We start from the raw sequence: 18,475 nt of genomic DNA on the forward strand, positions 1-18,475 counted from the left end.
CCTCACCGAGTTCTGACCCCTTGGAGTGCCCCGCCCCGGGGCACGGACGAAGGCGGAGGCCGAGATCATGACCGTCGAGCTGGTGGGCACCGCCGAACGCACCCCGCAGAGACGGGAGTTCGCCGACCTGTACGCGCAGGTGCAGCAGTTCTACGCGCACCAGATGCAGATCCTCGACGCGCACGACACCGAGCGCTGGGCGGGTACCTTCACCGAGGAAGCCGTCTTCGAGCTGCCTTCACTACCCGGGCCGGTGCGTGCGCGCGACGGGCTCGCCGGCTACGTGCGCATCGGCGCGGCACGGCAGCGGCGGGTCGGCGGCCGCCTCGACCACTGGGTCGGCATGCTCGCCGTACAGCCCCAGGCGGACGGGTCGCTGCACACCCGCTGCTCGGCCCTGGTGTATCTCACGCCGAGCGGTGGCAGCTCCAAGGTCCTTTACGCGTACGTCATGGAGGACGTGCTGGTCCGTACCCACGCCACCTGGCGCACCGCGCACCGCCGGGTGACCCGGGACGATCTGGCCTGAGCGCGGGCGATCCCGGGGCGACCGGGCGGCGTCGGCGAGAGGGTCGGCCACCGGGTGCGCCGCGGGAGTGGTCCACCTCCGGCCGTTCCTCGCCCGACATCACGGCAGGTTCGTGAACGCGGCGTAGAGGTCGTCGAGTGCGTTGGTGTGCACGGTCAGTGACTCGGCCGTGATCGCCGCCGCGTCGAGGACCGCGAGCACGGCCCGGAGGGTCTCGATGCCGGCGTCACCGGGGATCTGGAGGGTGAGCGTCGCGAGGTCGCTCGACGCGTTGCCGAGGCCCGGACCCGATACTGCGTCGAAGGCCGCGCCGGCACGGCCGAGCGTGATCGCATCGGCGAACCGCAAGCGGATGAGAGCGTCCGGCGGACCGTTCCGGGGCGTCTGCCGGGACTCGGCGTCACCGGGCTCCGCGTCCCCGCAACCGGCATCGCCGTATTCGGGATCGCCCGACGGTAAGTCCGGCACGGGCTCCTCGGGCGTCGGCAGGATGCCCGGGCCGGAGCGAGGCCAGGTCACCGTGCGCTCGGGTGGTGACGCCTCGGTATCGGCCGGGGCGCTCACCAACACGAGCCGGGCGCGGGAGGAGCACGGGGTGTCTGTCATGGGCACTGCCCTCGCCTTCGCTGAAGTGTCGTCGTCGGGGTACCGGTGAGACGCGATCGCCCGGCGCGAGGCCGGGCCGAGCCGATGGTTTGCCGTGGCCGTGGCCGTGGCCGTGGCCGTAGCCATGACCGTGACCGTCGTCGCCGCTCGTTCACGCCGCTGTGACCTCCGCCTCGTCCGGGTCCGGCACGATCACGGTGCCGACGCCGTCCTCGGTGAACATCTCGACGAGGACCGAGTGCGGGACCCGCCCGTCGATCACCCGGGCCGCGCCCACGCCGCTCCGTACGGCGTGCAGGCAGCCGGTCATCTTTGGCACCATGCCGTCGCTCAGCTCCGGCAGGAGCTTCTCCAACTCGCCGGCCGTCAGCCGCCGGATGACCTCCTCGCCGTGCGGCCGGCCCGCGTACAGACCCGCGACGTCCGTCAGGATGACGAGCGCCTCGGCGTCCAGCGCGGTCGCGAGCGCCGCCGCCGCGGTGTCGGCGTTGACGTTGTAGACGCCACGGTCCTCGGCGCTGCGGGCGACAGGGGAGATCACCGGGATCAGGCCGGCCTCCAGCAGGGTCCGCAGGGTCGAGGTGTCCACCCGGGAAATGCCGCCGACCCGCCCGACATCGACCGCCTCCCCGTCGATCCACGGCATCAGCCGGGTGGCGGTGAGGGTATCCGCGTCCTCGCCGGTCATTCCGACGGCCAGCGGGCCGTGACTGTTGATCAAGCCGACCAGTTCGCGCTGGACCTGTCCGGTCAGCACCATCCGGACGATGTCCATCGCGAACGGCGAGGTGACTCTCAGCCCGGCCTTGAACTCCCTCTGTACGCCCCGACGTTCCAGTTCCCGGTCGATCTGCGGGCCGCCGCCGTGGACGACCACGGGCCGCAGGCCGGCGTAGCGCAGGAAGGCGATGTCACCGGCGAAGGCCGCGGTCAGTTCCGCATTGACCATGGCATGGCCACCCAGCTTGATGACGACCGTTCGGCCCTGGTGGCGGGCCAGCCACGGCAGTGCCTCGCTGATGGACCGGGCCTTGGAGAGCGCGGAATGCGAACTGGGCGTCATGAGACACCTCACAATCGTCGGCCGTGGTAAATGCGCGGCCGGGCTGTAGTTTCCGGTCCATCATTGCGAGCCGGCCGGTCCGGGCGGAAGCGCTGTCGCCGATTACCCGCAGAAGTGGTCGAGTTCAGGTCGACGTCACCCGGATGTCCGGTCGACAGGACAGTTGTGACGGGCTCCGGGCCGCGCCGGCAGGTGATACGGGGAGTCGTCGACTCCGGATCGCTCATTGGATGATGGTGCATTTCCGCACCGCCGTGCGGGATGTCGGCCGTTATATCCGCCGGAAATTATCCGGTGACGGGCAAGACGGCCGTTCGGGCATTGCTCGGAGAACTCTTTGACGTCAGCATGAGGAGCGAGGAAAGATCGCGCCAGAGCCGCTCGAGCAGGACTCGCGGACGGCGTTCGTCGTCCGAGCGACCGGACGGCGCTCTTGAGTCGAACCACTGAGAGGGTGCATCCCGGATGTTCGTCCCGAGCTTCTATCGTGAACCGGACAGTTCATGGAAAATCGATCTGATCCGAGAGAACCCGCTGGCTCTCGCGGTGTCCAACGGCGGTCCTGGAGGCGTCCCGTTCGCCACCCATCTGCCGGTGATCTGTGACCCGGCGCAGGACGCCACCGAGCTTGCGGACGACCTGTCCGGGCTTGCTTTGCTGGCGCACATGAACCGGGCCAATCCGCACTGGAAGGCGCTCGAGGACGGCGATGCGGTCCTGCTGACCTTCACCGGCCCGCACTCGTACGTCTCGCCGACCGTGTACCAGGTGACCCCGGCGGCTCCGACCTGGAACTTCACCTCGGTCCACGTGCGTGGCGTGGTGGAGAAGTTCGACTCCCTGGACGGCGCCATGGACGTGGTGCAGGCCACCGTGCGGGCTTACGAGCGCGACTTCGGCACCGGCTGGGACATGAGCGAGTCGCTCGGCTACTTCCACAAGATCGGACCGGCGGTGGGCGCCTTCCGGGTGCGGGTGACCGGGACCGACGGGATGTTCAAGCTCAGCCAAGAGCAGCCGGGCGAGGTCCGGGAGCGGGTGCGGGAGTCCTTCGCCGGCAGCGCCTGCACCCACAAGCGCGCGACGGCCGAACTCATAGGCCGGCTGCCGTGACGCCCGGGCCCTGAGAGGTCAGGTCCCGGCAAAGCACACCGGAGGCCGCGTGCTCAGGCGCTGACGGCGGCCGGGCGCTCGGCTTCGGGCAGGCCGCCGATGCCCTTGAGTCCACGCACTTCGGGCAGGTCCTTGAGGTCACCCAGGACGCGGGCGGCCGCACGGTCGAGGCTCGCCATCACCCACTGGTCGAAGTCGACGCCCAGCTGCTCGGCGGCCTGGTGCCACGACCGGATCCGGCCGCCGGGGAGTTCGAGCCGGCGGACCGGCTCGAGGGGGGTACCGGTCTGTCCGACCGGCTCGCGGGAGGCACGAATGGCGCGGCGCAGCTGCTTGGTGGTCCAACGGTTCTGCTCCGCGCGGTCGAGCCACATCTCCTGCTGGTCCAACGGCAGCGAGGCAAGCTCCGCATGGTGCTGGAAGGTCAGCGCGGGGCGCCGCCGGTCGAACTCGAACCGCCGGGAGACCCAGGCGTAGTTGCGCAGGGTCTGGTATTGCAGCCCGACGGCCTGGATGCCGTGCTGATAGCGGTCCACGTAGTGGTCCTTGCCGAACACCAGCCAGTCGCCGAGCCACCAGGACGAGGAGTCGATGATGCCGGACAGCTGGCGGCCGGCCTGTTCCCATTCGTCGAAGGACGCCCCGGCGGGCATCCGCAGGCCGACCTTCGTGGTCATCACCCGACCGCGGCGCGGCGGCTCCCCGGGCAGCCTTCGCTGCTGTGGCACCGCGGTCGGCTCCGGTTCGGTCTGTCCGTTTCCCGAGCGTTCGACGTTGCCGGCGTGAATCACCATCAGGCCTCCATGTAACGCGTGTGAACAGGTGGGAGCCTGACACGCCGTCCTGGAGTGCCCCATGAATTCCGCCTTGTTTCTGCGGCGCCGACATCCGTGCGTGCGGACCTCCGCGACCCCCGCCGACGGACATATCAGCTTCCGACGCAGGCAGCTGCCGTTCTCGTGCGGATGAGCCTTCCCCCGGGTAGGGCCTGACTCCACAGCGGATGTCGAACCGATTCCGGCTCGCTCTGCACCGCTCCTCGACGCTCGGTCATCCCGGTCCGTGGGCTCCAGTGCCATGCGTTCCGTGCTCCAGTTGGCGCCAGCAAAGTCTTCGACGCGCACAGGCGTGCTCATCTGCGCGCCGTCCGGCGAGCGGTTCACCAAGGCCGGCCGTAAACCACCACAGGGGAGACACCATGAAGCTCATGATCCGCGCCGCCGCCGGCCTGCTCGCCGCCGGCGTGCTGCTGGCGCTGACGGGAGCCGTACCCGCCACTGCCGCGGCCAGAACCGGCACCGGTCATCCGGACTCACGTTCCCGGGTTCAGGACGTGCTGAACCGCGCGGTGTCCGAGGGCGGTCTGCCCGGGGCCACCGTGCAGATCGTCGATCGCAATGGCAGCTGGTTCGGCCGGGCCGGGGCGGCCGACCTCGACACGGGGGCCCGGCAGCAGCCGCAGAACCGGTTTCGGATCGGCGGCACCACCCAGACCTTCGTGGCCACGGTGATGCTGCAGCTGGTCGCCGAGCACAAGGTGAGCCTGGACGACTCGGTGGAGCGGTGGCTGCCCGGTCTGGTCGACGGCAACGGCTACGACGGCAGTAAGATCACCGTCCGCCAACTGCTCAACCAAACCAGCGGGATCTACAATTACGTGCTCTCCAGCACCATCTTGAGCTACGTCATCGGCACCGCCTTCCTGGAGCACCGCTTCGACAGCATGACCCCCGAGCAGCTGGTCGGCCTCGCCGTCGCCTATCCGCCGGCCTTCGCCCCCGGCACCGGCTGGGGCAACTCCGACACCAACTACGTACTGGCCGGCCTGATCATCGAGAAGGCCACCGGGCGGAGCCTGGCCGAGGAGATCGACGACCGGATCGCCCGCCCGCTCCACCTGACCGGAACCTACGAGCCGGCCGCCGGTGACAGCGGGATCGACGGCCCGCACGGCCGCGCGTACTCCCACCTCAACCAGTCCGGCTCCGACATCCCGTCCTACGACGTCACCGAGCTGAACCCCGGCCTGGTCTTCGCCACCGGCGACATGATCTCCACCACCGGGGACCTCGACACCTTCTTCGGCGCGCTGCTGCGCGGCCGCCTGCTGCCGCCGGCCCAGCAGCAGGAGATGTTCACCATGTCCCAGACCGCCAACTGGATCCCGGGCATGAACTACGGGTACGGCATCGCCTCGACCACGCTGTCCTGCGGCACCACGGTGTACGGCATGTTCGGCGGCACCGAGGGCTCCTGGACCTACACCTACGGCACCCGGGACGGCCGGCACCTGCTCTCCACCAACGTCAACGGCGACTGGCTCTACGGCACGGGTTGGTCCATGCAGGCGCCGATCGGCGTCTTCGACGCCGAGCTGGAAGCGGAGTTCTGCGGCAAGTAGCCCGACCGGCCAGGACACCGCCCCGGCGGTCGAACGGGACACCCGATGTCCCCCGTTCGACCGTCGGGGCGTCGACGCGTCTCACGCGAGCGGCCCGCCGCACCGGCCTACGGCCCACCCGGACGCGTCCGTGAGGGGCCGGCCCGGTCGGTCGAGAGAGCGGCTTCGGCCAATGCGTCCATCAGGAATTCCTTTGCCCTTGCCGTCGGCGCGAACGGTCGCTGCTGTGCGACGGTGTTCCGCTCGGAGTGGGAATTGGCTGAACCGGAATTCGAGCGGTCCTCCAATGGACCACTGCTCGGTCACAGCGGCGCGGCCCCGGTGCGGTACGGGTTCGGGCGGACGAACAGCCGGCAAGGATTCTTCCGGCCTTGTGGTGCTGGCGTTCGCGTCCTAAGTTCGTCAACATTCTTGGGGTGCGGGAGCATGCCGGGTGTCCTGTCGACAGGACGACGACGGCGTCGGCGAACCCGACCCGGCCCGGCCCGGCCCCGAAAGCTTCTCCTGACGAATTCCAATCCCGAGTCATCTCGGCGATTAAGGACGGTGGCAGTTGAGTACCAACCCCTTCGATGATCAGGACAGCCGCTTCTACGTCGTGGTCAACGACGAGGAGCAGCACTCCCTGTGGCCCGCGTTCGCCGAGGTGCCCGCGGGCTGGCGGGTCGTCTTCGGCGAGGCGGCCAGGTCAGAGTGCCTGGAGTACGTCGAGCAGAACTGGACCGACATGCGGCCCAAGAGCCTGCGGGAGGCCATGGAGGTCGACTGACATCCGCTCGAATTTCGCGGGAGAAAAGCTGGTTGGGAGATGAAGGTTGTGGGGGACATCCTGTGAGAACCGCTAGCAGTTACAAACCGAGACCGATGGCCACCAGCGGTGAGCCCGCGCAGCGCGACGTGGTCCTCTCCTTCGTGGGGCAGCAGGCGACGGTGCAGAAGTCGGGGATGATCCTCCCGAAGGACCTGTCGGAGCGGTCCTGGGAGCGGATCGGGGCCGGGCTGCGCGAGCTGACGAACTCCTCGGCGTGGTGGCTCGCCGACTGGCTGATCTACGGGGAGGCCACCTACGGGTGGCGGCGGTACAAGGAGGCGATCGAGCGCACGGGGCTCGACTACCAGACCTTGCGCAACTACGCGTGGGTCGCCCGGCGGTTCGAGCACCACCGCAGGCGGGACAGCCTCAGCTTCGCCCACCACGCGGAGGTGACCCGTCTGTCGCCACCGGAGCAGGACTACTGGCTGCGCAAGGCCGAACAGCAGAAGTGGTCGCGCAACGAACTGCGCAGGGCGGTACGCGCCAGCCTGGCCGATCAGAGCCGCGACAGCGAGATCCCCGCGAACAGCGCTGACGAGAAGCAAGAGGTGCCCCGGCTCGCCGAGTCGGCGGGCGCCGAAAAGCGTCTGCGGAAGGCCGCCACGCTCACCATCGAGCTGTCGGCCGACCAACTGGACTACTACTCGAAATTGGCCGCCGCGCACGGTCTGCCCGTCGAAGAGTGGGTGACCCAGGTGCTCGACGCCACCGATCGGCTCACCGCCTGAGGCATATCGCCCACAAACGCGCCGCCCATGGGTGCACGCCCGGAGGTGGGCGCCCGGAGGTGGGCGCCAAGCCCGTTCCCCGTGGTGCGCCGGTGGCCCGCCTGATCGGAACCTGTCACATCGGAGTCAGTTGATGATCCTTCAGGGAAAGCGGAGCCCCCTGCCCCCGGTGCCCGTGGCCCACAAGCAGTTCGAGGCGCACGCGGAGAGCACCCCCGACGCCATCGCCGTCGTCTGTGCCGGACAGCAGGTGACGTACGCGGAACTGGACGCCAAGGCCAACCGGTTCGCGCACTTCCTCGCCACGTGCGGACACGGCCGAGGCGCGAAGGTCGGCGTGTGCCTCGACTACTCGGTCGACATGCTCGTCGCCATCCTCGGCACGCTGAAGGCGGGCGCGGCCTACGTGCCGTTCGATCCGGCCTACCCGTCGGCCAGGCTCCGGCTGCTGCTGGGCCAGGTGCCCGATCTCGCACTGATCGTGGCCTCGCCGGCGACGGCCGGGCTGGTCGAGTCGGCGGCCGTCGAGGTCATCGATCTCGGGCGGCTGGCCGACTACCTGGCGGGTCTGCCGGCGACCGCTCCGGCCGTCTCCGTCACCGGGGACGATGTGTGCTATGCCGTCTTCACGTCCGGCTCGACGGGCACGCCGAAGCTGACCGCGGTGCGGCACGAGGGCTGGTTCAACCTGATGAACTGGCTGAAGCTGGAGTACGGCCTGCACCAGGGGTCGAACAACCTCGTCGTCAGCGCGTTCGGCTTCGACCTCTCCCAGCGGGCCCTGATGACCCCGTTGTTCTGCGGCGCCACCCAGTACCTGATGGCGAGCCGCAACTTCGACGCCATGTTGGCCTACCGCATGCTGACCGAGCACGACGTACGCGTGATCCACTGCGCCTCCAGCACGCTGTACCTGCTGGTGGACTGGGAGACCGCCCGGGGCGCAGACGCGCTCGCCCGGCTCGACTACATGCTCTTCGGCGGGGAGCCGCTGAAGTTCGAGCGCATCGCCGAGTGGGCCCGGCGCGAGGGCAACACCTGCACCCTCCTGCACCAGTACGGCGTCGCCGAGTGCACCGACGTCGCGACCTCGTACGACCTCGCCGGACACCGCCTCGGCGGACAGGTCGCACCGGTCGGCAGGCCGGCCTACAACACCGACATCCACCTCCTGGACGCGCGGCTGCGCGGGGTCGCGCCGGGGGAGCAGGGCGAGATCTGCATAGCCGGGTCCAGCGTCGGCGCGGGTTACCTCAACGCGGGTCCGGAGAACGAGAAGTTCACGACGATCGAGGTGGACGGACAGACGCGCAGGGTGTACCGCACGGGCGACCGCGGCTACGTCACCGAGGCCGGAGAACTCATCGTCCTCGGCAGGATCGACGCCCAGGTGAAGGTGCGGGGCATGCGCATCGACCCCACTGACATCGAGCGTGCGCTCGCCGGGTTGGCCGGGGTCAGGGAGGCCGCCGTGGCGGTCGGGTACACCGGTGCCGGCGAGGCCGAGCTGACCGCGTTCATCGTCCCGGCGGGGGAGGAGCTCGTGGAGACCGACGTCCGCACCCGTCTCCTCGAGACCTTGCCGCGGAACATGGTTCCGGCCGCATTCGTCACCGTCCCGCGGCTCCCGTTGAGTCCGCACGGAAAGGTGGACCGCGTGGCGCTGCTCGACGCGTACACGAACCAGCGTGCCGGTGGCGCCACCGCTGCATAGCCGACGGCCCGTGATGACAATCGAGAGGAATGTGGTGATGATTGCCGACGGAGTGCGCACCATCTGGTGCCGGGAACTCAAGCTCGATGACATATCGGACGACGACGACTTCTTCGCCATGGGGGGCCAGTCGGTGATCATGGCCAGGATCCAGGGCGTCTACATCGAGGAGCTGGGCGTCGAGGTGCCGATGGACCAGATGTACCTCAACCCGACCGTGGCGACGATTTCCGCGTACATCGCGTCCCTGGATACGGCGAAAACCCGATAGCGTCGGGATTCTTCGGGCCGTGTCGTGTCTCGCCGGCGAGACACGACACGGCCCGAGGTGTTTTTGGTGCCGGCCTGTTTCCATATGTATTTCCCCGGCCGGGTAGGACGGCTAATATCGAATTCGTGCTCGTTTGGCGGATATTCCGTTCGCTGCGTCGATAGCGCGCTTGAGAAACGCTAAATTTCCGGCTGAGATCGCTTCGCGGTCAAAAAACAATTTGGTAGGAGTGGCGCTATGTACGACGTGATTGTCATAGGTGCCCGTTGCGCGGGCTCGCCCACGGCCATGTTGTTCGCTCGGCAGGGATACCGAGTCCTGCTGCTGGAGAAAGCGCGCTTCCCGCAGGACACGCTGTCCTCGCACTACATCCACCAAGAGGGCGTGGCACTGCTCCAACGCTGGGGGCTGCTCGACAAGCTCCGCGAGGCGGGCTGCCGGCCCATCACCCACCAGAGCTACGAGGGGCCCGGGGTTCGCATCGAGGGCTTCTCCCTGCCGATCGACGGCCTGCGGGTCACGTACGCGCCGAGGCGGTACGTGCTCGACCCGATCCTCGCGGACGGTGCCGTCGCTGCCGGTGTGGAGTTCCGGGAGTCCTGCGCGGTCAACGACCTGGTGTTCGAGGGCGATCGGGTCGTCGGGGTGCGGTACACCACTCCCGGCGGCGTCCAGGCGACGGACCGGGCACGCCTCGTCGTCGGCGCGGACGGCATGCGCTCCCTGGTGGCCCGCAAGGCCGGCGCACCGAACGTCATCGAGCACCCGCGGCTGACCTGCACCTACTACAGCTACTGGGCCGGGGTTCCGGCGCACTTCGAGCTGTACGAGCGGCCGGGGCGCTGGGTCGGTGTCATCCCCACCAACGACGACCTCACGTTGCTCATGACCTACTTCCCGCAGGACGAGTACAACGACGTCCGCAAGGGAGTGGAGCCGTTCTACCTGGAGACCTTCCGTTCGACGGCGCCCGAACTGTACGACCGGATGCGGTCCGGCGAGCGCGTGGAGCAGCTGTACGGGACAGGGCACCAGGAGAACTACTTCCGGCAGGCATTCGGCCCCGGGTGGGTGCTGGTCGGTGACGCCGTGAACCACAAGGACTCCATCACCGCCCGCGGTATCACCGAAGCCTTCGTCCAAGCCCAGACGCTCACCGATTACATCGGGGAGCAGTTGCACGATGACGCCGCGCTCACGGCGGCGCTGAGCCGCTACGAGGACAACCTGGGCGACGACGCCTTCAGCCACTACCAGGGCGCGCTCAACGTGGCCGGACTCAAGCCCGAGGGACGGGTCGAGATGCTGCGGAAGCTGGTCGGACACCAGGAGCTGATCGACCGGTACTTCTCGACGCTGTCGGGGGCGTGCTCCATCGACAACTTCTACAACGACGAACTGCTGACCTTGCTCGACCAGAGCTGAGTGACGGCTCGCTCCCTGGTTCTGCCGATTTTGGAGACTCAATGATCCCGTTGTCGTTCGCTCAGCGTCGGCTGTGGTTCGTGGACCGGTTCGAAGGCCCTTCACCGACCTACAACGGCTCCTTCGCCCTGCGGCTGACCGGCGAGCTGAACGTGGAGGCGCTTCAGGCGGCACTCCGCGACGTCATCGACAGGCACGAGGTCCTCCGAACGGTGATCGTCGAGGGCGACGACGGCGTACCGCACCAGCAGGTGCTGGCGTCCGGGGAGAAACGGTTCGACCTGCCGGTCGTGGAGGCCCCGGAGGAGGGGCGGGCGGCGGCGGTCGAGGCGGTGGCCACCGAGACCTTCGACCTGGCCGCCGACATACCGATCCGCGCCACGCTGGTGCGGTGCGGACCGCGCGAGCACATCCTCGTCGTCGTGGCACACCACATAGCCGTGGACGGCGAGTCTTTCGGGCCGTTGTTCCGCGATCTCACCACCGCCTACGCGGCCCGCCGGGAGGGCAGGGCGCCGGCGTGGGAGCCGCTGCCGGTGCAGTACGCGGACTACACGCTGTGGCAGCGAGACGTCCTGGGGGACGAGTCCGACCCGGACAGCCTGGCAGCCAGGCAACTGGACTACTGGCGCGAGGCATTGGCCGACCTGCCGCAGCCGCTGGCCATGCCGACCGACCGCCCGCGGCCGAGGGTGATGAGCCCCGACGGCGACCGGGTCCGGTTTTCGATCGACCCCGACCTGCTCGGGGCCGTGGAGAAGCTGGCCGCGGAAACGGACACCACGGTCTCTATGGTCATGCACTCGGCACTGGCGGTGCTCCTGCACCACCTCGGGTGCGGTGACGACCTGCCCATCGGCGCGCCGATCACCGACCGAACCGACGAGGAACTGCGGGACCTCGTCGGGTTCTTCGTCAACACCTGGGTGCTGCGCGTCGACCTCTCCGGGAGCCCGACCTTCCGCCGGCTGCTCCAGCGGGTGCGGGACCGGTCGCTGGCCGCGTACGACAACCAGGACCTGCCGTTCGAGCGGCTGGTGGAACTGCTCAACCCGGACCGGTCCACCGCCTACAACCCGTTCTTCCAGGTCATGCTCTCCTGGCAGCCGCCCGTGCCGGATCTGGAACTCCCCGGCCTCGGCGTGCGGACCGAGAGGCTGGAGACCGGCACCGCCAAGTTCGACCTGTTCTTCGACCTGCTCCCGAACAACTCGGGCGGGGCGGAATGCCGTCTGGAGTACGCCACCAGCCTGTTCGACCGGGAGACGGCCGAGGGCATCGCGCACCGGTTCGTGCGCGTACTGGGCCGGCTCGTGGCCGACTCGGAGCGGACGATCGGCGCCGTCGACGTACTCGACGCCGCCGAGCGCGACCGGCTGCTCACCCGGTTCAACGAGACCGCCACCGACCTGCCCGAGCTGACGGTCCCGGAGCTGTTCGAACGTCAGGTGGCCGGCACGCCCGACGCCCCGGCGATCGTGTGCGACGGCCGGACGTTGACCTACCGGGAGCTCGACGACCGCGCCAACGCCGTCGCCTGGGAGCTGGTGCGACGCGGTGCCGGGCCGGAGGACCTGGTGGTCCTCTCGCTGCCGCGCACCGAGGACCTGGTGGTCGGCCTGCTCGGAATCCTCAAGTCCGGCGCCGGTTACGTGCCGATGGACCCGCAGTACCTCAGTGGGCGGGTGGAGACCGTGCTGTCCGAGGCCCGCCCGCAGTTCGCGGTCACCGATACCGCGACCTGGCAGGACCTGCCGGACAACGACATCTCGACCGTCAACCTCGACCAGCGCTCGCAGTGGGACGTCCCCGCGGGGGCGCCCGACAACGCGGGCCGGGTCTCCCCGCTCGGCCCGGACAATCTGGCGTACGTGATGTACACGTCCGGTTCCACGGGCAAGCCGAAGGGGGCGGCGATCACCCACCGCAACGTCGTCAACGGCGTGCGCGAGCTGGTACGGGTCCTCGACGCGCCGGCCGGCTGGCGGATGCTGGCCGGCACCTCGGTGAACTTCGACGTCTCGGTCTTCGAGCTGCTGACCACCCTGTCCACCGGCGGCACGGCCGAGGTGGTGCCGAACGCGCTGGCGCTCGGCGAGCGGGACGGCTGGGACGGCCATGTGATCAGCGCGGTCCCCTCGGTGCTCGGCGAACTGGTCGGCCACCTGGACAGGACGACGGACGTGCGCACGGTCATCCTCGCGGGCGACGTGCTCCCGGCCCGGCTGGTGCGACAGGTGCGCGAGGCGCTGCCCGGCGTGCAGGTCGTGAACTCCTACGGGCAGAGCGAGAGTTTCTACGCCACCACCTTCTCCCTCGCGGCCGGCGAGGAGTGGGCGGAGGGCGATGTCGCGCCCATCGGCACCCCACTGGGCAATATGCGCGCCTACGTACTGGGCCCGGGACTCGCCCCGGTGCCGCAGGGCGTGATCGGTGAGCTGTACGTGGCCGGGACCTGCCTGGGCCGCGGCTACCACGGCCACCCGGCCCTGACCGCCGAACGCTACCTGGCCTGCCCGTTCGGCCCGGCCGGCGAGCGGATGTACCGCACGGGCGACCTGGCCCGCTGGAACGCTCAGGGCCGGCTGGAGTGCGTCGGCCGCAGCGACGGCCAGGTGAAGGTGCGCGGCTTCCGCATCGAGACGGCCGAGGTCGAGGCCGCGCTCACCGCGCACCCGGGCATCAGCGAGGCCGTGGTGATCAGCCGGGAGGTGCCCTCGGGCGGCCGGCGGCTCGTCGCGTACGTGGTGCACACCGGCGAGGGAGCCGTCGGTGACGACGGCGCCGGCGGCATCGGCGACGTGGATGTGCAGGCCGGTGCCTCGGCCGCCGAGTTGCGCAAGTTCGTCGCGGCACGGCTGCCCGACTACATGGTGCCGTCGGCCTTCGTGACCCTCGGCCGGCTGCCGCTCGGCCCCACCGGCAAGCTGGACCGCTCGGCGCTGCCCGAACCGGAGTTCCTGGGCGAGGCCTACCGGGAGCCGCGCACCGAGGCGGAGACGATCATCACCGCGGCGTACGCGGACGTGCTCGGTGTGGAGCGGATCGGTGTCGACGACGACTTCTTCGCTGTGGGCGGGGACAGCCTGCGGTCCATCCAGGTGGTGGCACGGGCCCGGGCCCGGGGCCTGACCCTCACCACGCGGGAGATATTCGAGTGCCGCACGGCGGCCCGGCTCGCCGAGGTGGCCTCTGCCCGCCGGGACCAAGTGCCGGCGCTCGCGGAGTTCGAGGGCGGCGGCGTCGGCCCGATGCCGCTCCAGCCGGTGGCCAGGCACGTCTTCGAGCACGGCGCCGGGATGAACCGGTTCGCCATGTCGATCGTGCTGGAGTTGCCCGCGGGCATCGACGAGAGCGGACTGGCCGCGACGCTGGACGCCGTACTCGACCGGCACGACCTGCTGCGCGCACGACTGGTGCGCGGCGACGAACTCTCCCTCGTCGCGCGTCCGCGAGGCGCCGTGCGGGCGGCGGACCTGATCCGCCGGGTTCCCTGCGACGGCCGGTGGGACGAGCCGGCCCTGCTCGATCTGGCCAAGGCGGAGCTGGACGAGGCGACCGGGCGACTCGACCCGGAAGCCGGGACCATGGCGGACTTCGTCTGGTTCGCCGCCGAGTCGGGCGAGGGCCGGCTGCTGGTGGTGCTGCACCACCTGGTGGTGGACGGTGTCTCCTGGCGCATCCTCATGTCGGACTTCGCCGAGGCGTGGCAGCAGGTCCGCTCCGGCAAGACGCCCGAACTGCCCGCGGTCGGCACGTCGGCCCGCCGCTGGACCTCGGCGCTGGAGGACGAGGCGCTCTCCCAGGAGCGGGAGGACGAGCTGGATTATTGGCGCGACACGCTCGAGTCGCCCAACCCGCCCTTGGGCACACGGGCTTTCGACCCGGCGGTGGACGTGTTCTCCACGCTCGACACCGTGCGCGTCGAGCTGCCCGCCGAGGTCACCGAGGCAGTGCTGACCAGGCTTCCCGCCGCGTTCAAGGGCACCGGCACCGACGTGCTGCTCGCCGCGCTCGCCCTGGCGGTCAACCGCTGGCGCGGTGACGACAGCTCGACCCTGGTCCGGCTGGAAGGACACGGCCGCGAGGAGGACGTCGTCCCCGGCGCCGACCTCTCCCGCACCGTCGGATGGTTCACCAGCATGTACCCGGCCCGGGTGGACGTGCGGGGCATCGACCTCGCCGACGTGCTGGCCGGCGGCCCCGCCGCCGGCCGGGCGGTCAAGCTGGTCAAGGAACAGCTGCGCGGGGTGCCGGACAAGGGCGTGGGGTACGGACTCCTGCGCTGGCTGAACCCGGAGACCGCTTCGCAACTGGAGGAGTACGCGGCACCGCAGATCGGCTTCAACTACCTCGGCCGGATCTCCGACGCCGACGTGCCCGAGCATCTGCGCGCCCAGGGATGGGTGCCGGCCGACTGGTCCTCCGAGCTGATCGCGATGCCCGACCCGGACCTGCCCGCGCTGTCCGCGCTGGAGGTCAACTCGGTCGTCACGGACACCACCGACGGCACCCGGTTGCGGGCCGCCTTCATGTTCCCCACCGGCGTGCTGTCCCGTGAGCGGACCGCCGAACTGGCCGAGCTGTGGGTCCGGGTGCTGTACGGCATGGCCGTGCACGCCGCACGCCCGGAGACCGGCGGCCTCACGCCCTCGGACGCCCCGCTGGTCTCGGTGCGCCAAGACGAGATCGACGGCTGGGAGCAGCGCTACGGCCGGTTGGCCGAGGTGTGGCCCCAGGCACCGGGACAGTTGGGCATCCAGTTCCAGGCCGCGTTCGCCGACGGCGCCTTCGACGTCTACCACATGCAGTTCCTGCTGCACCTGTCCGGACACGTGGACCCGGCGCGCATGCGGGCGGCCGGGCAGGCGCTCCTCGAGCGGTACCCGAACCTGCGCTCCGCGTTCGTCGCCGGAGCCGACGGCGAACCGGTCCAGGTCGTCGCGGAGCACGTCGCCATACCCTGGCGGCACATCGATCTGACCGGCCTCGGTGAGGCCGAGCAGGTCACGGCGGTCGACAAGGCCCTCTCCGATGACCGTGCCGAACAGCTCGACCCCTCCCGGCCGCCGCTCATCCGCCTGGCTCTGCTCACCTGCGGGCCGCAGCGGGCGAAGCTCATCCTCACCGCGCACCACACCCTGTTCGACGGCTGGTCGTCGCCGCTGGTCATCAAGGACCTGGTCCGGCTGTACGCGGGCACCGAGGAGCCGGCTCCGGTGCGCAGCTACGGCGACTACCTGGGCTGGCTGTCCAAGCAGGACCGGGACGCCTCGGCCGCTCGGTGGAAGGAGGAACTGGCCGGCTTCGACCAGCCGACCCTGGTGGCCGCGGACCTGCCCGCCCGGGGGGAGGCGAAGGCTCTCGGGCGCGTCGAGGTTCCGCTGTCGATCGACAAGGGGCGCGAACTCGCCCGGCGCGCCGCGGAACTCGGCGTCACGCTGAACACCCTCCTCCAGGGCGCGTGGGCGGTCCTGCTCTCGAAGCTGACCGGGCAGCACGACGTGGTGTTCGGCGCCGCCGTCAACGGCCGTCCGGCGGACCTGGTCGGTTCGGACGAGATGGTCGGCCTGTTCATCAACACCCTGCCGACCAGGGTGCGCTGCCGGCCGGACGACAGCGTGGGCGAGGTCATCACCGATCTGCAGAACCGCCAGATCTCCCTGCTCGACCACCACTACTACGGGCTGGCCGACATCCAGCGCGCCGTCGGGGTGCCCTCGCTGTTCGACACGATCGTCGTCTTCGAGAACTACCCCATCGACCGCGAGGGCATCGTCGAGGCGAACGAGTCGGCGGGCTTCACGATCGACGCCATCCGGCCCTTCGCGGGCTCGCACTACCCGCTCACGCTGAACTCCTCCGACCCCTACCTGCGGCTCTCCCTCGACTACCAGACCACCCTCTTCGACCGCGACGCGGCCGAGGTGATCGCCGCCCGGCTCGTCCGGGTGCTGGACCAGTTGCTCGACGACCCCAAGACGCCGGTCGGCGCGATGGAGGTGCTGTCGGCGCAGGAGCGGGACTGGCTGGTGCGGCAGGTCAACGACACGGCACATCCGGTGGCCGCCGACACTCTTCCGGGTGCGTTCGAGGCACAGGTGGAGCGTGACCCCGACCGGGTGGCCCTGATCGGTGAGCAGGAGACGCTGACCTACGGGGAGTTCAACCGGCGCGCCAACCGGCTGGCGCACTGGCTGGTCGAGCAGGGCGCGGGCCCCGAGCGGCTGGTCGCCGTGCGCATCCCGCGCTCGGTCGATCTGATGGTGGCGATCTACGCGGTGGTCAAGGCCGGTGCGGCCTACCTGCCGGTGGACCCCGAGCTGCCCGAGGACCGGGTGCGGCACGTGCTGGAAAGCGCCCGGCCGCTGCTGGTCCTCGACGCGGACCTGCCGGACGTCTCCGGGTACCCGGAGACCAACCCCCGGCGCGCACTGTCGCCGGACAACGCCGCGTACGTCATCTACACCTCCGGCTCCACCGGCGGCCCCAAGGGCGTGCAGGTGGCACACCGCGCCATCATGAACCGGCTGAAGTGGGGTCTGGCGCACTTCGAGGTCGAAGCCGAGGACCGGGTGCTGCTGAGCACGACGGCGAGCTTCGACGTGTCGGTGCCCGAGCTGTTCGCGCCGCTGCAGATCGGCGCCGCCGTGGTCATCGCGCGTCCGGACGGGCGCCGGGATCCGGCCTACCTCGCCGACCTGATCCGGCGGGAGCGGGTGACCGGCGCGGACTTCGTGCCCTCCCTGCTGGAGGCGTTCGTCACCGAGCCCTCGGCCAAGGAGTGCGGCAGCCTGCGCTGGATCGAGGTCGCGGGCGAGGCGTTCCCGGCCGCGCTGGCCAACAAGACCGTCGGCCTGCTGCCCGGCTGCGGCGTGCACAACCTGTACGGCCCCACCGAGGCGGCGGTCGAGGTCACCGCGTGGCAGCACGTGCCGGGTGCGGACCGGGTGCCGATCGGCGCACCCATCTGGAACACCCAGGTGTACGTGCTGGACGCGGCGCTGCGCCCGGTCCCGCCGGGGATCGCGGGCGAGCTGTACCTCGCGGGCACCGGGCTCGCGCGGGGCTACCTCGGGCAGAGCGCGCTGACCGCCGGCCGGTTCGTCGCCTGCCCGCACGGTGCGCCGGGTACCCGGATGTACCGCACCGGCGATGTCGTGCGGTGGAACCAGGACGGCCAGGTCGAGTACATCGGGCGGTCCGACTTCCAGGTCAAGGTGCGCGGGTTCCGCATCGAGCTGGGCGAGGTGGCGTCGGCACTGACCGCGCACCCGGACATCGACAACGCGGTGGTCGTGGTGCGGGAGGACCGCGCCGGTGACCAGCGGCTGGTCGCCTACGTGGTGCCGGACGGCAGGACGGACCCGGCCGGGCTGGATGTCGAGGCACTCACGGACCTGGTCCGGCAGAACCTGCCCGAGTACATGGTCCCCTCGGCGATCGTGCCGCTCGCCGAGTTCCCCACCACCCCGAGCGGCAAGCTCGACCGCGGGGCGCTCCCCGCGCCCGACCACACCGAAGCCGCGGCGGGACGAGGGCCGCGCAACCACAACGAGGAAGTCCTCTGCCGGCTGTTCGCAGAGCTGCTCGACGTGGAGGAGGCCGGCATCGACGTCGACTTCTTCAAGTACGGCGGGCATTCGCTGCTCGCCACCCGGCTGATCGGCCGAATCCGCAACGAGCTCGACGTCGACGTGAAAGTCACGACGGTGTTCCGCAATCCGACCGTCGCCCAGCTGGCGGACCGGATCCAGGAGCTGGCCACGTCGAACCGCCCCCAGCTTCGCAAGATGACCGTGTAGGAGACG

The 18,475-nt window shown here is 70.0% G+C and carries 12 protein-coding genes; 9 read left to right on the forward strand and 3 right to left on the reverse strand.

What is annotated here, in order from left to right; all coding sequences use genetic code 11:
* Positions 1–67 precede the first annotated feature (67 nt).
* Entirely contained in the window at positions 68–529 is a 462-nt protein-coding gene (locus ACV7NM_RS34660) for a nuclear transport factor 2 family protein (protein ID WP_463414384.1), read from the forward strand.
* A 99-nt stretch (positions 530–628) separates the two neighbouring features.
* Here ACV7NM_RS34660 and ACV7NM_RS34665 read toward each other — a convergent pair whose 3' ends face one another.
* Positions 629–1,135 (reverse strand): hypothetical protein, encoded by a 507-nt coding sequence (locus ACV7NM_RS34665; protein WP_463414385.1) that lies wholly within the window; start codon positions 1,133–1,135, stop codon positions 629–631.
* Between the two features lie 151 nt (positions 1,136–1,286).
* Positions 1,287–2,198 carry an acetylglutamate kinase gene (gene argB / locus ACV7NM_RS34670; protein WP_463414386.1) on the reverse strand — a complete coding sequence of 304 codons (912 nt, stop codon included), beginning with the start codon at positions 2,196–2,198 and terminating at the stop codon, positions 1,287–1,289.
* A 465-nt stretch (positions 2,199–2,663) separates the two neighbouring features.
* Between argB and ACV7NM_RS34675 the strand changes: the two genes are divergently transcribed.
* On the forward strand, positions 2,664–3,311 hold the full coding sequence (locus tag ACV7NM_RS34675; protein ID WP_463414387.1) for an FMN-binding negative transcriptional regulator: 648 nt from the start codon (positions 2,664–2,666) through the stop codon (positions 3,309–3,311).
* 53 nt (positions 3,312–3,364) lie between these two features.
* Here ACV7NM_RS34675 and ACV7NM_RS34680 read toward each other — a convergent pair whose 3' ends face one another.
* The gene (locus ACV7NM_RS34680; RefSeq protein WP_463414388.1) at positions 3,365–4,105 is read right to left on the reverse strand and encodes an LmbU family transcriptional regulator; all 741 of its coding nucleotides are present in this window, start codon (positions 4,103–4,105) and stop codon (positions 3,365–3,367) included.
* Positions 4,106–4,509: 404 nt separating this feature from the next.
* Here ACV7NM_RS34680 and ACV7NM_RS34685 point away from each other — a divergent pair, with 404 nt between their 5' ends.
* The 7 genes from ACV7NM_RS34685 (at position 4,510) to ACV7NM_RS34715 (ending at position 18,469) form a co-directional block, all read left to right on the forward strand.
* Complete coding sequence (locus ACV7NM_RS34685) at positions 4,510–5,712, forward strand: serine hydrolase domain-containing protein (protein WP_463414389.1); 1,203 nt, start codon at positions 4,510–4,512, stop codon at positions 5,710–5,712.
* Between the two features lie 553 nt (positions 5,713–6,265).
* Positions 6,266–6,481, forward strand: coding sequence for an MbtH family protein (locus tag ACV7NM_RS34690; RefSeq protein ID WP_463414390.1), 216 nt, complete (start codon positions 6,266–6,268; stop codon positions 6,479–6,481).
* Between the two features lie 95 nt (positions 6,482–6,576).
* Entirely contained in the window at positions 6,577–7,254 is a 678-nt protein-coding gene (locus ACV7NM_RS34695; RefSeq protein WP_463414391.1) for an LmbU family transcriptional regulator, read from the forward strand.
* A gap of 133 nt (positions 7,255–7,387) precedes the next feature.
* The gene (locus ACV7NM_RS34700) at positions 7,388–8,968 is read left to right on the forward strand and encodes an amino acid adenylation domain-containing protein (protein ID WP_463414392.1); all 1,581 of its coding nucleotides are present in this window, start codon (positions 7,388–7,390) and stop codon (positions 8,966–8,968) included.
* Positions 8,969–9,005: 37 nt separating this feature from the next.
* Entirely contained in the window at positions 9,006–9,239 is a 234-nt protein-coding gene (locus ACV7NM_RS34705; protein WP_463414393.1) for a phosphopantetheine-binding protein, read from the forward strand.
* A 237-nt stretch (positions 9,240–9,476) separates the two neighbouring features.
* Positions 9,477–10,664, forward strand: a complete 1,188-nt coding sequence (locus tag ACV7NM_RS34710) for an NAD(P)/FAD-dependent oxidoreductase (RefSeq protein ID WP_463414394.1) — start codon at positions 9,477–9,479, stop codon at positions 10,662–10,664.
* Positions 10,665–10,705: 41 nt separating this feature from the next.
* On the forward strand, positions 10,706–18,469 hold the full coding sequence (locus tag ACV7NM_RS34715) for an amino acid adenylation domain-containing protein (RefSeq protein WP_463414395.1): 7,764 nt from the start codon (positions 10,706–10,708) through the stop codon (positions 18,467–18,469).
* Positions 18,470–18,475 lie beyond the last annotated feature (6 nt).

It is taken from the genome of Streptomyces sp. Tek67B01 (assembly GCF_055231995.1).

Bases quoted from the DNA above. Each gene is read 5' to 3' on its own strand.
- ACV7NM_RS34660 (WP_463414384.1), top strand. From the start codon at position 68: ATGACCGTCGAGCTGGTGGGCACCGCCGAACGCACCCCGCAGAGACGG.
- ACV7NM_RS34675 (WP_463414387.1), top strand. From the start codon at position 2,664: ATGTTCGTCCCGAGCTTCTATCGTGAACCGGACAGTTCATGGAAAATC.
- ACV7NM_RS34715 (WP_463414395.1), top strand. From the start codon at position 10,706: ATGATCCCGTTGTCGTTCGCTCAGCGTCGGCTGTGGTTCGTGGACCGG.
- ACV7NM_RS34665 (WP_463414385.1), bottom strand. From the start codon at position 1,135: ATGACAGACACCCCGTGCTCCTCCCGCGCCCGGCTCGTGTTGGTGAGC.
- argB (WP_463414386.1), bottom strand. From the start codon at position 2,198: ATGACGCCCAGTTCGCATTCCGCGCTCTCCAAGGCCCGGTCCATCAGC.
- ACV7NM_RS34680 (WP_463414388.1), bottom strand. From the start codon at position 4,105: ATGGTGATTCACGCCGGCAACGTCGAACGCTCGGGAAACGGACAGACC.
- ACV7NM_RS34685 (WP_463414389.1), top strand. From the start codon at position 4,510: ATGAAGCTCATGATCCGCGCCGCCGCCGGCCTGCTCGCCGCCGGCGTG.
- ACV7NM_RS34710 (WP_463414394.1), top strand. From the start codon at position 9,477: ATGTACGACGTGATTGTCATAGGTGCCCGTTGCGCGGGCTCGCCCACG.
- ACV7NM_RS34695 (WP_463414391.1), top strand. From the start codon at position 6,577: ATGGCCACCAGCGGTGAGCCCGCGCAGCGCGACGTGGTCCTCTCCTTC.
- ACV7NM_RS34705 (WP_463414393.1), top strand. From the start codon at position 9,006: ATGATTGCCGACGGAGTGCGCACCATCTGGTGCCGGGAACTCAAGCTC.
- ACV7NM_RS34700 (WP_463414392.1), top strand. From the start codon at position 7,388: ATGATCCTTCAGGGAAAGCGGAGCCCCCTGCCCCCGGTGCCCGTGGCC.